We start from the raw sequence: 15753 nt of genomic DNA on the forward strand, positions 1-15753 counted from the left end.
CAGGAAGCTGACAGGTCGGCTTTGAGAGACTCATCGCCAGCGGCTCCCACAGTTGGAATGCATTCTTTCCTGAATTCACATTCCCTGAGTGAGCCAGCCTGCTGGCGATGGCGTAAAGAGGCGCGGTACAGCCATCAGATCAAAATGAAGATCGCCAGCAAGCCGCCGAAGATCGCCCACTTTTCCATGTAGTAACGCGTACGGTTGCGCTTTTTCAGCTCTTTGCCGCGCAGTCGCACTTTGTAGATTTTGGTAAACAGGCGGTTGATCCCGCCGGTACGGTCGCCCGCATCGTTAGGTGCACCCGCCGCCGACATCACGGTGCGACTGAACCAGCTGTTGAACGCCGCTGCCCAGCGATATTTCATCGGGCGCTCGATGTCGCAGAACAGGATGATGCGGTTTTTGTCGGTGGTGTTTTCGGCATAGTGGATGTAAGTCTCATCGAACATCACCGCCTCACCGTCGCGCCAATGGTAGCTCTCGCCGTCGACATTGATGTAGCAGCCGGCATCGTTCGGCGTGTCGAGACCCAAGTGGTAGCGGTACGAACCCGCATACGGGTCACGGTGACGAACCAGTTTCGAACCTGGTGGCAGCTCGGCGAACATCGCGGCCTTGATCGAACCGATGCTCTGCACCAGCTCTGTGGTGCGCGGACACAGTTTCATCGCCGACGGATGGCTGTCGCCGTACCACTTGAGGTAGAAACGTTTCCAGCCAGTTTTGAAGAACGAGTTGAAACCGACGTCATCGTACTGATTGGAACGCTTGATCTCACCGGCACGCAGCAGGTCCTGACCTTCCTGGCGAATTTCTTCCCAATGCGCCTGCAACGGGCTCAGGTCCGGAAACTCCGACGGATCGAGATACGCTTTGTTCGGCTTCTTCGAAAACAGGTACAGGAAGCAGTTGATCGGCGCCAGGAACGTCGAGTGATCGCTCAACTGCCGGCCCAGTTTGTGGCGCACACGACCACGAAGGTGAACGTATGCAATGGAAATGACATAAATAGCGGCAATGATGAGTTTCACGGAAATCGTCACACGTCAAAAGTGAACAAACTGCGCGCCTGCCGGCCAGAGGCCCAGGGTCTATGCAGTGGCATGAATACAGATACTATCCCGGTGGCACTTCCTTGAGCCCATGCCGTTAGCGGCTATTGGGTAATCGGATGGCATTTTAGCCATACTTTGTAACCAATGGTGAACCTGATCTGTTAAAAACTGTCCGCAGAATCTGCCAAACGGCAGGCGCGACAATACGCTCGTGCAGGTGCAGGAGTGCTGACGCAGAACAAAAACAAAGGTTGGAATACGCTTCGACCGAGGTCGCTATGCCGTGCCCACGGACGATATTGTGGTCGAGTCCGATAGGTTGACCATGGACGCCATGCTGCCTAAGGGCCCCGCCGTCATGATCCGTTTCCTGACCTTCGGCGCGGCCTTTGCTGGAGACGCGGCCTTAAAACCGGCACGCGATTAATCGAAAGCGCCATTCAGCACTTCGTAAATAAGGCCGCTCGCAATGGCTACCAGAATCAAGTCTGTGCCCGCCTGCTGCCATTCGTAGCCATCGTAATGAGGCAGGCGCCCCGCCAGTCGCCCGTCCAGTTTTTTGGCGATACCTGGCGGCAACGGCTTGCCGCGCGCCAGATTCTTCTGAATGCCGGGAGGCAGTGCCGGACCGGGGCTCCAGTAGTCTCTGTAGCCGTTGAGCACGCCCAGCACACCGCTTCGATCGATCACCGGTGCATAGTCCCGGTTGCCCGAGTTGGATCCTTTGTTTTTGCCACCCTGATTGCCGTGACCCTGACTGTTCTGGGAGCCGCCCTTGCCGTTCCCTTTGCCATTACCATTACCATTTCCCGGATCGGCCAGTGCGGTTACTGAACTCACCGCCAAAGCCAGGCAAGTAACAGACGCAACAAGTAATCGTGTTTTAAACATGACCGTCCTCTCATGAGAAATTCCTGTTTGAAATGTAGACGATGTTGCTGGTTTTGGTTGCTCCCTGGGTTGCTCCAAGCGCGGGACAAGCCAGCAGTCCGGGCCGACCTCAGCCTTGCGCGGCAAAGAACACCGTTACGCAACAGCCTTCAGGTTCATTAGCGTCTGCCATACAACTGCCGCATGACTTATGCGACAATGCGCGCAATGTCTGGCATGAATCCCGCCTTTATTGCCCAACAGCCTGGACACCGCGTCCAGATGCTGCTCTCGCCCCACGCCTGCCGGCTTACCGCCAGCACTGATCGGGTCGGGAAGAAAAAGCTCCAAAATGCCCCAGAAATGGCCCATGCGCCAAATGTGTGGCTCGCAACCCATTGATAGGTAAAGCAATTGATCTCCACAGCTAACATCACGATGCAGTTCGGCGCCAAGCCGCTCTTCGAAAACGTTTCGGTCAAATTTGGCGCGGGCAACCGCTACGGCCTGATCGGCGCCAACGGTTGCGGCAAGTCGACCTTCATGAAAATCCTCGGCGGCGACCTCGATCCGTCCGGCGGTCAGGTCATGCTCGAGCCGAACGTGCGCTTGGGTAAGCTGCGCCAGGATCAGTTCGCCTACGAAGAATTTACCGTGATCGATACCGTGATCATGGGTCACGAAGAGCTGTGGAAGGTCAAGGCCGAGCGCGATCGCATCTACTCGCTGGCGGAAATGAGCGAAGAAGACGGCATGGCCGTGGCCGAGCTGGAAACCGAGTTCGCCGAGATGGACGGCTACACCGCCGAATCCCGTGCCGGTGAACTGCTGCTGGGTCTGGGTATTCCGCTGGAGCAGCATTTCGGCCCGATGAGCGAAGTCTCACCAGGCTGGAAATTGCGCGTATTGCTGGCGCAGGCACTGTTCTCCGATCCGGAAGTGCTGTTGCTCGACGAACCGACCAACCACCTGGACATCAACACCATTCGCTGGCTGGAAAACATCCTGACCCAGCGTAACAGCCTGATGATCATCATCTCTCACGACCGTCACTTCCTGAACAGCGTGTGCACGCACATGGCTGACCTGGATTACGGCGAGCTGCGCCTGTTCCCGGGCAACTACGACGAGTACATGACCGTGGCGACCCAGTCCCGCGAGCAACTGCTGTCGGACAACGCCAAGAAGAAAGCGCAGATTTCCGAGCTGCAATCGTTCGTCAGCCGCTTCTCGGCCAACGCCTCGAAAGCCAAACAGGCCACTTCCCGCGCCAAGGCGATCGACAAGATCCAGCTGGCCGAGGTCAAGCCGTCCAGCCGCGTGAGCCCGTTCATCCGCTTCGAGCAGAACAAAAAGCTGCACCGTCAGGCGGTCATGGTCGAAAAAATGGCCAAAGGCTTCGACGGCAAGCCACTGTTCAAGGACTTCAGCTTCCAGGTTGAAGCCGGCGAGCGCGTAGCGATCATCGGCCCGAACGGTATCGGCAAAACTACCCTGCTGCGCACCCTGGTCAACGAACTGACCCCGGATGCCGGTAGCGTCAAGTGGACCGACGCCGCGGAACTGGGCTACTACGCTCAGGACCATGCGCACGACTTCGAAGACGACGTGACGCTGTTCGACTGGATGGGTCAGTGGACGCAGGGCGAGCAGATGATTCGCGGTACTTTGGGCCGCATGCTGTTCTCCAACGACGAGATCCTCAAGTCGGTCAAAGTGATTTCCGGTGGTGAGCAAGGCCGCATGCTGTTTGGCAAGCTGATCCTGCAAAAGCCGAACGTGCTGATCATGGACGAACCGACCAACCACCTGGACATGGAATCGATCGAGGCGCTGAACCTGGCGCTGGAAAACTACCCGGGCACGCTGATCTTCGTCAGCCACGACCGTGAGTTCGTATCGTCCCTGGCCACGCGCATCATCGAGCTGAGCGCCAATGGCGTGACTGACTTCAGCGGCACTTACGATGACTACCTACGTAGTCAGGGTGTGGTGTTCTAAGAGCAGCTTCGAGTATTGAGCTGCTAGCTGCAAGATAAAAGCCCCGTCCTTGTGACGGGGCTTTTTGCATCCAAGAGCCAGTATTTATGGGTACCGACACTATCGCGAGCAGGCTCACTCCTACAGTGGACGCATTTCAACTGTAGGAGTGAGCCTGCTCGCGATGAGGCCATCAGCAACAATCGGGATAACCAGAAAAAATAGTTAGCCTGCTTCCTTTTATTCCAGCACCCAGCCATGATGCCGACTCTCCCACCGCCGCCCGCGAACGAGTCCAAATGTCTGCGCAGCAACAGCCTCCGCAAAGCTCCCTGGCGATCACCCTGCAGATCGTTTCCATCGTCTTCTACACCTTTGTCGCCTTCCTGTGCATCGGCCTGCCGATTGCGGTGTTGCCCAGCTATGTTCACGAGCAATTGGGGTTCAGTGCGATCGTTGCCGGGCTGGTCATTGGTTCGCAATATCTGGCCACCCTGCTCAGTCGGCCGATGGCCGGGCGCATGTCGGATACGCTGGGCACTAAACGGGCGATTGTTTATGGTTTGTCGGGGATTGTGCTCAGCGGGCTGCTGACGCTGATCTCCACGCTGTTGCAGGACTTCCCGATGCCGAGCCTGATCATTCTGGTCATCGGTCGGCTGCTGCTCGGCGTTGCACAGGGCTTGATCGGCGTCGGCACCATCAGCTGGTGCATGGGCCAGGTCGGCGTCGAGCACACGGCGAGGTCGATCGGCTGGAACGGCATTGCCTCCTATGGCGCAATAGCGATTGGCGCGCCACTGGGCGTGGTGATGGTCGCCGATTATGGTTTTGCCAGCCTCGGTATTGCACTGTCGGTTCTGGCGACGGGTGCTCTGGTGTTGATCCGCAATAAACCCTCGGTGCCGGTGGTGCGCGGCGAACGGCTGTCTTTTTGGGCGGTGTTCGGGCGGATTGCACCGTATGGGGCCAGTTTGACTCTGGCGTCGATCGGTTACGGCACACTGACCACCTTCATCACCCTTTATTACCTCAACCGTGGCTGGAGCGGCGCGGCGTATTGCCTGACGGTGTTCGGCGTGTGTTTCATCCTGTCGCGGTTGCTGTTCATTTCGGCGATCAGCCGCTTTGGCGGCTTCAATTCGGCGATTGCCTGCATGAGCATCGAGACCGTTGGCCTGGTCTTGCTGTGGCTGGCGCCGTCCACCCCGTTCGCCCTGATTGGCGCAGGGCTGGCGGGGTTTGGCTTGTCTCTGGTGTATCCAGCGCTGGGGGTCGAGGCGATCAAGCAGGTGCCCAGTTCCAGCCGTGGCTCGGGATTGGGGGCTTATGCGGTGTTCTTTGATCTGGCGCTGGCGATTGCCGGGCCGTTGATGGGCGCGGTGGCGTTGAATCTAGGGTATGCGTGGATTTTCTTCAGTGCAGCGCTGTTGTCGGTGATCGGGCTGGGGTTGACCTTGGTGCTCAAGCGCAGCTCGATGTCCTGAAGTTTCGTATAAATCACTGTGGGAGCAGGCTTGCTCGCGAAGGCGGTCGATCAGTCGCTATCTACATTGACTGACCCACCGCATTCGCGAGCAAGCCCGCTCCCACAGGGGAATTGAGTCGCTCACTGATCTGCGGTCTGCATCCCCGCCCGGTTCGGCTTGCCCAGCGTTCGAGAAAAAAACTGCCCGGCTTCGGAAATCAGGTTGCGATGGATATCTTCGCGGTTCACGCCGTCAGCGTCGGTGCACAGCGCCGGCATGGCGAGAATCTGCTCTTCGTTGCACGGCGCCATGAATACGAAGTGCCCTGCCCCGGCCAGCAATTTGAAGTCCGGTGCGGTCGGCAGCTTGCGCGCCAGCGCGGCGGCGTTTTTGTCGAAGGCCACCAGTTTGTCACCGTCGCCGCTGTACAGCAGCACCGGCACATGCACGTCCGCCAGAGTGCTGCGACCGAATTTCAGGCTCAGCGGCGCCATCAGCAGCAAGGCATGCACGCGCGGATCGGCCACTGGCTGCAGGTCATCGCGGTCGACGATCAACTCGCCCTGGGTGTTGCAGGCATCATGGTCGTCAGGACGCTCCTGGCAGTACCGGCGCAGGCGATCCAGATCCGGCTGCGCGCCAGAGAGGATCAACGCGGTTTCGCCACCGGCCGAATAGCCAATCACCCCGACCTGATCAGCGTTAACGAACGGCGAAAGCATCGGGTCACCGAGGGTAGCGGTGATCGCTTCGGAAATCTGGATCGGCCGCCCATACAGATTGCTCAGGGTGCCGAGGCGGCTGTGGTCTTTGGAGTTGTCGCCGGGATGAATCACCGCGACCACTACAAAGCCCTTGCGCGCCAACGAGGTGGCAAGGTCATGTAGCGCCAGCGGCGTGCCGGTGTTGCCGTGGGACAGCATCAGCATCGGAAAGCGACCGATCGCTACCTTGGTGTCGGCGCCCGCCTCGACGGTGTAACCCTCAAGCAGACTGCTGTGTTCGCGATCGCTGGAGGGATAGAAGGCGATGGCGCGCATCGGTTGCAGATCCAGCGGATCGAGGAATGTCATCTCGTGGTAACCGACACTCCAGACAGGGTGTCGCCCCGGCGCGGCATGCACTGAATTAACGCTGCCGAACAGGCACATCAGTAACGCTGCACAAAGACGCATCATGGGATGGCCCACCCTGTGTTACTCAATCGAATGATCCTTTGTGCTGCGACACGCCCGAAACCCGGTGGTTCGGTAATCCGGCGCAGCGCTGCACTCAGACTTTGATCGTTTGACTGCATAACCCGGGCCAGATTATGCAACAGTCAGAAACAAAAAACTCCGCATCAGGCCCTTGCAGAACCAGAATACAGAGTTTTTTGAGGGGCTACCTGAACCGCAGCTGGTCTTTACACAATGCTTACGCGGCGGCGAACAGTTGCTCGCTGATCTTCGCCTGAGCAGCGCTCATCGCGTTGTTGCGCACTTCATCACCGTAGGCCAGACCTTCGGCACGGACGATTTCGATGTCGGTGATGCCGAGGAAGCCCAGTACCAGCTTCAGATATTCTTCGTGAGCGATGCCGCTCGCCTGACCGGCATGGATGCCGCCGGAGGTGGAGACGATCACCACTTTCTTGCCACCGCACAGGCCTTCAGGGCCGGCTTCGGTGTAACGGAAAGTCTGGCCGGCGACGGCGACGCGGTCGATCCAGGCCTTGAGCTGGGTCGGTACGGTGAAGTTGTACATTGGCGCGGCGATGACGATGGCGTCGGCAGCGATGAATTCGGCCAGGGTCGAGGCGCTCAGTTCGGCTTCATGCTGTTGTGCGGCGTCGCGCAGTTCAGCGGTGGTACCGGCAGCCACCAGGGTGGTCGACGAGAAGTGGCTGATGGCGTCGGCGGCCAGGTCGCGGTAGGTGACCACAGCTGTTGGCTCGGCGGCTTGCCAGGCTTTGACGACTTGGCTGCTCAGCTGACGGGAAGCGGAGTTGTCGCCCAGAATGCTCGAATCGATGTGCAGCAGTTTCATGTGGAATCTCCTGTAAAGAATCGCCGGCGGCGACGGAATGGAGACAATCCTACGGAAGAAACCAATGGCTGATTAGCTGCCGACAATGCGATAGTTCGTCCCACTGATAGAACGGTGGACTTTTCATGCAGGATCTCAACGATCTCTACTATTTCGCCAAAGTGGTCGAGGCCGGTGGGTTTGCCGCAGCCGGGCGATTACTGGGCATTCCCAAATCCCGCCTTTCCCGTCGCATTGCCGAACTCGAAGAGCGCCTCGGCGCTCGTCTGCTGCAACGCACCACGCGCCAGTTGAACCTGACCGCGGTTGGCGAGCGCTACTTGCGTCACTGTCAGGCGATGTTGCTGGAAGCGGAGATGGCCGACGAAGCGGTCGCCAGCATGTCCAGCGAGCCACGCGGCCGCTTGCGGGTGTCCTGTCCCACGGGTCTGGCGCGAGAAATGTTGCCATGGGTGATCAGCGAATTCCTCGGCAAATTCCCTCAGGTGCAACTGGAGGTGGTGTTGCTCAACCGCCGGGTGGATCTGGTCGCTGAAGGCTTCGACGTTGCGCTGCGTGTGCGCGAACTCGGCGATGAAGATCCATTGCTGGTCACCCGGCGTCTGCGCCAGGCACAAATGGTCGTGGTGGCCAGTCCGGCCTTTGTCGAGGGTAAGACCATCAGTCAGCCGCAAGATCTGAAGTCGCTGCCGGTGCTCGGCGCACTGGAAGCCGATCGCATGGTCCACGTGCGTCTGCTTGATCAACAGGGCAACAGCGTCGAACTGAACATGGAGGCGCGCCTGGGCATCGATGACTTCATCGTGCGCAAGGCCTGTGTGCTCGCCGGCCAGGGGTTTACCCTGTTGCCGATGATGTATTGCGAAGCCGACCTTGAGAGCGGCGCCCTGGTGCAACTGTTGCCCGAGTGGTCGTTGCCCGGCGGCTGGTTGCAGGCGGTGTATCCGCATCGACGCGGGGTGATGCCGGCGGTGCGGGCATGGATCGATCATCTGGTCGAATCGTTCAATGCGTGCGGGGAGCGACTGTTATGAAACAGGGAAAGATGAACGAAGCGGACGTCGCCGCCTTTTGCCTGGCCTTGCCGGGTGCGCGGGAGGATTACAAATGGGGCGGCGTGCGGGTGTTCTCGATTGCCGGCAACAAGATGTTCGCCCTGCAAGGGCTGCGCGGGGATTCATTGGCGTTCAAGGTCGACAAGGACCTGTTTCTCGGCCATTGCGACCGCCCGGGGATTCACCCCGCGCCGTATCTGGCGCGGGCGCAGTGGATCATCATGCACCCGCCCTACCCGCTGGGCGCCGAGGAATTGCAGGGATTGCTGCAGCGTTCGCATCAGTTGGTGGTGGGCAAGTTGCCGAAGAAGACCCAGATCGGATTACTGCTCTAAACCCGATCCTGTAGGAGTGAGCCTGCTCGCGATAGCGGTGTATCAGTCGACATCTCCTTGACTGATGCGACGCCATCGCGAGCAGGCTCACTCCTACAGGAGGATTTGTGGAGATTCAGAAAAGTGACAGCAGGTTCGAACCGAGAAACAGCTGGTCGATCCAGAACACCTGATGCAGCGCCACAATCACCCAGAACAGAATCTGAAACGACACCTTGCGCGTCTTGTGCCGGAATACCTGTTGGGCGATCAGCGCGCCCGGCCAGCCGCCGGCGAGTTCCAGGGCATGGAGAATGTTCTCCGGCGTGCGCCACGCATCGGCGCGGGCCTTGCGTTTATCCGCCCAGTACATGAAAAACGCCAGCACGCTGACCACGCCATAAGCAGTCAACGGCACCAGCGAGATCCCGCGCAGCCACATCGACAGCGAACCAAACAGTGGCAAGGCGCAGACGATCAGCAGCACTGCCAGTTTCAACTTCAGATGCTGAATACCGCCACGGGACGCGTGTCCATCCGGGCGGCGCGCGCGGGAATCATTCATGGTTTGACCGCCGACCAGTCCACCCAGCCGAACTGCCAGGTCGCCAGAATCACCAGACCAAAAACGATCCGGTACCAGGCGAACGCCGCGTAGCTGTGGCTGGCGATGAACTTGAGCAGACCGCGCACGGCGATCATGGCGAAGATGAACGCGGTGACGAAGCCGATGGCGAATACCGGGAAATCCGCCGGCACGAACAGATCTCGATATTTGTAACCCGAGTACACCGCTGCACCGACCATGGTCGGCATCGCCAGGAAGAACGAGAACTCGGTCGCGGTCTTGCGCGACAGGCCGAACAGCAGACCACCGATGATCGTCGAGCCCGACCGCGAAGTGCCAGGAATCATCGCCAGACACTGGGCGAACCCGACTTTCAGCGCGTCCTTCCAGGTGATCTCGTCCACGGTTTCGGCGTGCACCTCATGCTGGCGACGCTCGGCCCACAACATGATCACACCGCCCACCACCAGCGCGGTCGCGACGGTGATCGGGTTGAACAGGTATTGGTGAATCAGGTCGGCAAAGACCACCCCTAATACCACCGCCGGCAGAAACGCGATCAGCAGGTTGGCCGTAAAACGCCGTGCACTCGGCTGGGTGGGCAGGCCAATCACCACATCGAGAATCTTGCGGCGAAACTCCCAGACCACTGCGAGGATCGCGCCAAGCTGAATAATGATGTTGAACGCCATGGCTCGTTCGCCACCGAACTCGAGCAAGTCGGCAACAATGATCTGGTGTCCGGTACTGGAAATGGGCAAAAACTCCGTCAGCCCCTCTACAACTCCAAGAATCAGTGCCTGCAAGGCGGTCCAAAGATCCATCAATCCCCCAAAGAGCGATGCACGCGGGCATGCCCCGATAATATTTTTCTAACGTTCACTGCATTCAGCGTAGCTGTACCGATTCCGCGCGCACAGGATCCACACGAAACGGTCAAAATTCCGTGAAATATCAACTTGGATTCAGGTTTTCACGCACGGGGCCGAAATCCTAACAGACAAGCCTTGATAGTGCAGCGGCGTTATACGACTTGGGTCGCGTATGCCCGACCACTCAAACGTGGTTGGATGCTGGCGTTGATTTATTACAAGAAAAAGAAATCGGAGTGACAGCGTTATGAACAGCTTGCGCAGTGTGTCGATCAGCCGACGCTTGTGGCTCATCTTGATTGTGGCCGTGGTCATGTTGTTGACCTTGGGCATGTTGATGCTCAAGCAGATTCACGATGACCTGTATCACGCCAAGGCACAGAAAACCCAGCATGTGGTGCAGACCGCCAGCGGTCTGCTGACCTATTACCACGACCTGGAAACCGCCGGCACCCTGACCCGCGACGCCGCGCAGAAACAGGCGCTGACCGCCATTCGTGGCCTGCGTTACGACCAGAGCGATTACTTCTGGATCAACGACCTCACCCCCGTGATGGTCATGCACCCGACCAACCCCAAACTCGAAGGCCAGAACCTCTCGGCGATCCGTGACCCGGACGGTTTCGCGGTGTTCAACGAGATGGTTGCGATCGCCAAAAGCAAAGGCGCCGGCATGGTCGATTACCGTTGGCCCAAGCCCGGCGCCAGCGAGCCGGTCGCGAAAACTTCCTACGTAAAACTGTTTGAGCCGTGGGGCTGGGTGCTCGGTTCCGGGGTTTACGTCGATGATGTACAGAGCGAGTTCCGCGCTCAGTTGATCAAGGCCTCGGTGATCGGCCTGGTTATCGCGCTGATCATGGCCCTGCTGGTGATATTGATTGCCCGCAGCATCGTCCGTCCCTTGCAGGAAACCGTGAACGCCATGGCCAATATCGCCAGCGGTGAAAGCGATTTGACTCGCAGCCTCGATACCCATGGCCAGGACGAAGTCACGCAACTGGCGCATCACTTCAACGCCTTTACCGCCAAGCTGCGCCGGGTCATCGGTGACTTGCAGGTTTCGGCCAGCGCCCTGGGCCAGTCGTCCAGCGAACTGGGCAACGATGCGACTCAGGCTCAGCAGCGCAGTCAGCAGCAATCGCAGCAGATGGAACTGGTGGCGACCGCGATCAACGAAGTGACCTACGGCGTGCAGGATGTGGCGAAGAATGCCGAGCACGCTGCTGCGGAAATGCGCGATGCCGAAGCCCAGGCGCAACAGGGCCAGATCAACATCGACGGCAGCCTGCAACAGATCGACAAGTTGTCCGCAACTATTGATCAGGCGGTCGAAGTGATTCGCACCTTGGCGGCGGAAAGCACGCAGATCGGCAGTGTGCTGGAGGTGATCCGCTCGATTGCCGAGCAGACCAACCTGCTGGCGCTCAACGCGGCCATCGAAGCGGCCCGCGCCGGTGAACAGGGCCGGGGGTTTGCGGTGGTGGCCGATGAGGTGCGGTTGCTGGCGCAGCGCACGCAAAAGTCGACAGCGGAAATCCAGGGCATGATCGAACGCCTGCAAAATCATTCCGAAGCCGCAGTGAAGGTCATCGGCGACAGCAGCAAGGCCTCGCAACTGACCATCGAACAGGCGGGATTGGCCGGCGCGAGCCTGAATGCCATTGGCCAGGCCCTGCGTAATCTCAACGGCCTGAACGCTTCGATTGCCAGCGCCACACTGCAACAGGCGCATGTGGTCGAGGACATCAACCAGAACGTCACCCAGGCGGCCGGCCTGTCTCACAGCACGGCGCTGGCAGCGGAGCAGTCGAGTGTGGCGAGCATAAAGCTTGGGCAGTTGAGCGAGCAGTTGAACCAATTGTTGCGCCAGTTCCGCGTCTGACACCGTTCCCCTGTAGGAGTGAGCCTGCTCGCGATAGCGTCGTATCAGTCAACCACAGAGTGGCTGAACCACCGCCATCGCGAGCAGGCTCACTCCTACAGGTTTTTGGGTACAATCCGCTCCCTCCTCAACTCCTCAAGGAACCCCCATGTCCGGGCTTGAACTGTTTGCCGCCGCCCTCGGTGTGATCGCCGTGTGGCTGACGGTCAAACAGAATCCGTGGTGCTGGCCGATCGGCCTGGTCATGGTGTTGCTGTACAGCTGGATCTTCTATGACGTGAAGCTGTATTCGGACATGTTGCTGCAAGTGATTTACGCCGCGCTGCAAGTCTACGGCTGGTGGCAATGGACCCGCGCCGGGACGATGCACGACGGACGTGAAGTCACGCGCCTGGATCAGCGTTCGATTCTGCTCGGCCTGAGTGTGGGCGCACTCGGCAGCCTGCTGCTCGGCGCGGCCATGGCCCACTGGACTGACGCCGCACAACCGTGGCTCGATGCCGCACTGACCGCGTTCAGCCTCGTCGCGCAATTGTGGATGGCGCAAAAACGCCTGCAATGCTGGGCGCTGTGGTTCGTGCTGGATGTGATTTTCGTCGGTCTGTTCCTGTACAAGGGTCTGTACCTCACCGCCGCGCTGTATGCCCTGTTCACCCTGATTGCGCTGCAAGGCTGGCGCGAATGGCGCGCCGATCCGGCGTTGCAGCGATGAAGGTAGTTGTTCTCACCGGCCCGGAGTCCACCGGTAAGAGCTGGCTGGCCGCTGGCCTTCAGGCGCGCTTTGGCGGCCTGCGAGTGGACGAATACGTGCGCTGGTTCATCGAGCAGAATCCACGCGATACCTGCCTCAACGACATCCCCGACATCGCTCGCGGGCAGTTGCAATGGGAAGATCAGGCGCGGGCACAGCAACCGCCATTGCTGATCCTCGACACCCATTTGCTGAGCAACATCCTCTGGAGCCAGACCCTGTTTGGCGCCTGCCCGGCATGGCTGGAACCCGAGCTGCTGGCGCGGCATTACGACCTGCACCTGCTGCTGTCGCCGGAGCAGATCGACTGGACCGACGACGGCCAACGCTGCCAGCCACAACTGAGCGAACGCATGGCGTTCTTTCAGGCCACCCGCGACTGGCTGGAACAGCACGGGCAACCGTTGCAGATCATTCAGGGCGATTGGGATCAACGCCGCGTTCAGGCTTTTGACGCCGTCGCGCGGTTATTGGCTGATTGATCCATCGAATAGCTCCGTTCAGGGCGAAAGTGTCCATTCCTGAAACACCTCCCTCAGCGCAAAGCGGCGAGTTCAATGGCCTTCATCGTTTTGTCAGAACATCTGTTACGTCAGTGAAACAGTCTTCGGCAAACCCCTGTTCCAGAGCTTTGCGCCGCCCTTGACCGTGTGGCTGCCTGCGCGACTGTTTCAATGCTGAAACAGCTTTTGTATCAGCGCTGCACGGCGCATCGCCAACCCATTGAAAATCAACAACAACTCAAAAGCGGCACAGCTTTCGCTCTCTCCTTCCCAACGCTGACAAGAGCCAGCCCACTGAAGAAGGAATTGCCGCCGTGGGGAATATCAATAAAGGCCTGACCTGCCTTCTGCTGATTGGATCAGCCGCCAGCACATTCATCAGTTTCAACGTTCAGGCCGAAGGCAATGGCGTGATCGTTCTCAACCGCGACGTCCAGCCCATTCCGATCGGGCGCAGCGGTGGCAAAGACCCCTACCCAACCACAGTCAATGCCAACCCTTCGGCTCGCATCAATCAAGCGATGACCAGCACCGAACTCGATGACGGTGAATTTGCCAGTGTAGCCAGTGGCTCTTCGATTCGCGGCAATATCACCACACCCACCGCCAACATGCCTGGCATGAACACCCTGACCAATCCCAACGGCCTGCCCGGCATGGGCGGCGGTCACGGCGGTGGCGCGGGCGGTTCGATTTCCAACACCGTCAACCGTGCGATGAGTTCAGGTCTTGCTCCGCTGACCCGCATGGCCGGAGGTCAATGAGATGAATCGTTCCCTTCTGCTGCTTGCCCTCTTCGGCTGCGCCAGCGCCATGGCCGATCCAGGCTCCGTGAATAACGCCGACATCCAGAACAGTGGCATGCAGTACCGCGGCAACTTCAACGTCAACCAGGCCGCCGGCGACCAGATGCAACAGACCAACACCAAGGCGATCGCCATTGGCACCAATGCCAGCGCCACGACCATTGTCAGGCAAAAGCTGGATACCCCCGCCAACCCGTCGATGAACGCCAGCGCCACCATCGGCGGCACCTCTTTCAGTAATGGCAACGGGATCCTGGGCGTGAACCAGGGCGCCGGGGCCAATAACCAGATGGCCAACGTGACGCGCATCAGCATCAGTGCTGCCCCGCAAAGCGTTGACGACAGCGCCCTGTCGCAACAGAACGTGGCGCTTTTACCGAGCTCAGGAGCAACTGGCACCTCACCCGGCAGTCGCCAGGTCACGACAAGTGATCAGGCCTTCACCGGCAGCCGAGGGGTGATTCAGGTGAACCAGAGTGCCGGGGTGGGGAACCGTATGGCTAACACCCTGAGCATCCGGGTCGCTGACTGACCCAAACAACAAAAGCAGTGCAATTAGAAAGTACCAACACTTAACCAACTAATAAGCACGACGGAGAAACACCATGAAACCTACAATGGCTCTCAAACCTCTGGTTTTCGCACTTGCAGCAGTAATGGCAATGGCCGCTCAGGCTGGCGGTAATGATCGTGGTAACGGGCACGGCAATGGTCATGACAACCATGGACCAAAAGGCCCAACCCTGGAACAGCTTCTGCAGATCGGCGCAGGTGCCGGGGCGGCAGTGCTCGACGAACAAAACAGCGACGGCAACGTGGTGAAAAACCAGGGCACTCTCAACAACGCCAACGCCAGCGACTCGCTCAATGGTTCTAACGGCAACATGGGCGCCAACGTTGCTGCCGGCGACGGCAACCAGCAAGACAACGCCGCCGCCTTGGCTACCGCCGATGAAAGCTTCATTTTCGGCACTGCAGTTGCTGCCTCCAGTGCAACTCAAGTCAACAACAACAACTATGTGAAAAACTCGTCGACCTTCAATAACGCTACGCTCAACAACGCGGGCAACAATGGTTCCGGCAACATCGGCATCAACGTGTCCTCCGGCAACTTCAACCAGCAGAAAAACAACCTGGCGATCGCCGTATCCGGTGGCCGCGTAGCCACTGCCGCCGCGTCCGCCAATCAGTCCTCTACTGGCCTGGTTGTAGAAAACAAAGGCGTGCAGGCCTACAAAACCGACACCCTTACCGGCACCTACGCGGCCGCTGGCGTGTTTAAAGCCAAAGGCACTGCAACCATCGAAGACGACAACCATGGCGGTTGGGGTAACCGTGGCGGCGGCCACGGCGGCAACGATGACCAGAAAGCCAAGTTCGAAGCCGTGGGTACCTTTGGCCTCGCTGGCGTCACCACTCAGCAAGTGCTGACCAAAGATGGCTGGAAAACGCCTGTCGTCAACAATGCCAACATGACCAACTCGATGAACAACTTCTCCGGCAACGGCGGAGCCAACGTCTCGGCGGGTGTGGGCAACCAACAAAGCAACTCGCTGTCCATCGCTGCAGGTTGCAAAGCCTGCATGTAATCGCGATC

The 15753-nt window shown here is 59.1% G+C and carries 16 protein-coding genes; 10 read left to right on the plus strand and 6 right to left on the minus strand.

Features of this window, described 5'->3' with window-relative positions; genetic code table 11:
* Positions 1-134 precede the first annotated feature (134 nt).
* Together lpxO and CKW11_RS02275 are read right to left on the minus strand one after the other, a co-directional pair.
* A complete protein-coding gene (gene lpxO / locus CKW11_RS02270; protein ID WP_095136757.1) occupies positions 135-1034 on the minus strand; it encodes a lipid A hydroxylase LpxO in 900 nt (299 codons plus the stop codon).
* A 447-nt stretch (positions 1035-1481) separates the two neighbouring features.
* Entirely contained in the window at positions 1482-1949 is a 468-nt protein-coding gene (locus CKW11_RS02275; protein WP_095136057.1) for an anti-virulence regulator CigR family protein, read from the minus strand.
* 393 nt (positions 1950-2342) lie between these two features.
* Between CKW11_RS02275 and CKW11_RS02285 the strand changes: the two genes are divergently transcribed.
* Together CKW11_RS02285 and CKW11_RS02290 are read left to right on the plus strand one after the other, a co-directional pair.
* Positions 2343-3929 carry an ABC-F family ATPase gene (locus tag CKW11_RS02285; RefSeq protein ID WP_095136059.1) on the plus strand — a complete coding sequence of 529 codons (1587 nt, stop codon included), beginning with the start codon at positions 2343-2345 and terminating at the stop codon, positions 3927-3929.
* Positions 3930-4207: 278 nt separating this feature from the next.
* The gene (locus CKW11_RS02290) at positions 4208-5395 is read left to right on the plus strand and encodes an MFS transporter (protein ID WP_095136061.1); all 1188 of its coding nucleotides are present in this window, start codon (positions 4208-4210) and stop codon (positions 5393-5395) included.
* 122 nt (positions 5396-5517) lie between these two features.
* Here CKW11_RS02290 and CKW11_RS02295 read toward each other — a convergent pair whose 3' ends face one another.
* Positions 5518-6555: a dienelactone hydrolase gene (locus CKW11_RS02295; RefSeq protein WP_095136063.1), complete on the minus strand. Its 1038-nt coding sequence runs from the start codon at positions 6553-6555 to the stop codon at positions 5518-5520.
* A gap of 238 nt (positions 6556-6793) precedes the next feature.
* Positions 6794-7405, minus strand: coding sequence for an FMN-dependent NADH-azoreductase (locus CKW11_RS02300; protein WP_027612710.1), 612 nt, complete (start codon positions 7403-7405; stop codon positions 6794-6796).
* 125 nt (positions 7406-7530) lie between these two features.
* Between CKW11_RS02300 and CKW11_RS02305 the strand changes: the two genes are divergently transcribed.
* Both CKW11_RS02305 and CKW11_RS02310 read left to right on the plus strand, forming a co-directional pair.
* The gene (locus CKW11_RS02305; protein ID WP_095136065.1) at positions 7531-8439 is read left to right on the plus strand and encodes a LysR substrate-binding domain-containing protein; all 909 of its coding nucleotides are present in this window, start codon (positions 7531-7533) and stop codon (positions 8437-8439) included.
* The gene (locus tag CKW11_RS02310) at positions 8436-8795 is read left to right on the plus strand and encodes an MmcQ/YjbR family DNA-binding protein (RefSeq protein WP_095136067.1); all 360 of its coding nucleotides are present in this window, start codon (positions 8436-8438) and stop codon (positions 8793-8795) included. The genes CKW11_RS02305 and CKW11_RS02310 overlap by 4 nt, the downstream gene beginning before the upstream one ends.
* Positions 8796-8910: 115 nt before the next feature.
* Here the strand turns inward: CKW11_RS02310 and CKW11_RS02315 are convergent, their stop codons facing one another.
* Both CKW11_RS02315 and CKW11_RS02320 read right to left on the minus strand, forming a co-directional pair.
* Positions 8911-9339, minus strand: coding sequence for a DUF1294 domain-containing protein (locus tag CKW11_RS02315; protein ID WP_095136069.1), 429 nt, complete (start codon positions 9337-9339; stop codon positions 8911-8913).
* Positions 9336-10166 (minus strand): undecaprenyl-diphosphate phosphatase, encoded by an 831-nt coding sequence (locus tag CKW11_RS02320; RefSeq protein WP_095136071.1) that lies wholly within the window; start codon positions 10164-10166, stop codon positions 9336-9338. The genes CKW11_RS02315 and CKW11_RS02320 overlap by 4 nt, the downstream gene beginning before the upstream one ends.
* 295 nt (positions 10167-10461) lie before the next feature.
* Here CKW11_RS02320 and CKW11_RS02325 point away from each other — a divergent pair, with 295 nt between their 5' ends.
* From CKW11_RS02325 to CKW11_RS02350, 6 genes are all read left to right on the plus strand, one after another.
* Positions 10462-12096, plus strand: coding sequence for a methyl-accepting chemotaxis protein (locus tag CKW11_RS02325; RefSeq protein ID WP_095136073.1), 1635 nt, complete (start codon positions 10462-10464; stop codon positions 12094-12096).
* Between the two features lie 148 nt (positions 12097-12244).
* Positions 12245-12808 (plus strand): nicotinamide riboside transporter PnuC, encoded by a 564-nt coding sequence (gene pnuC / locus CKW11_RS02330; RefSeq protein WP_095136075.1) that lies wholly within the window; start codon positions 12245-12247, stop codon positions 12806-12808.
* Entirely contained in the window at positions 12805-13329 is a 525-nt protein-coding gene (locus tag CKW11_RS02335) for an AAA family ATPase (protein WP_095136077.1), read from the plus strand. The genes pnuC and CKW11_RS02335 overlap by 4 nt, the downstream gene beginning before the upstream one ends.
* 335 nt (positions 13330-13664) lie before the next feature.
* Positions 13665-14114: a hypothetical protein gene (locus CKW11_RS02340; protein ID WP_047598518.1), complete on the plus strand. Its 450-nt coding sequence runs from the start codon at positions 13665-13667 to the stop codon at positions 14112-14114.
* 1 nt (position 14115) lies between these two features.
* The gene (locus tag CKW11_RS02345) at positions 14116-14688 is read left to right on the plus strand and encodes an adhesin (protein WP_095136079.1); all 573 of its coding nucleotides are present in this window, start codon (positions 14116-14118) and stop codon (positions 14686-14688) included.
* A gap of 73 nt (positions 14689-14761) precedes the next feature.
* Positions 14762-15745, plus strand: coding sequence for a heme utilization protein (locus CKW11_RS02350; protein WP_095136081.1), 984 nt, complete (start codon positions 14762-14764; stop codon positions 15743-15745).
* Positions 15746-15753: the final 8 nt, after the last annotated feature.

The organism is Pseudomonas sp. Irchel s3a10, assembly GCF_900187525.1.
Classification (GTDB): domain Bacteria; phylum Pseudomonadota; class Gammaproteobacteria; order Pseudomonadales; family Pseudomonadaceae; genus Aquipseudomonas; species Aquipseudomonas koreensis_G.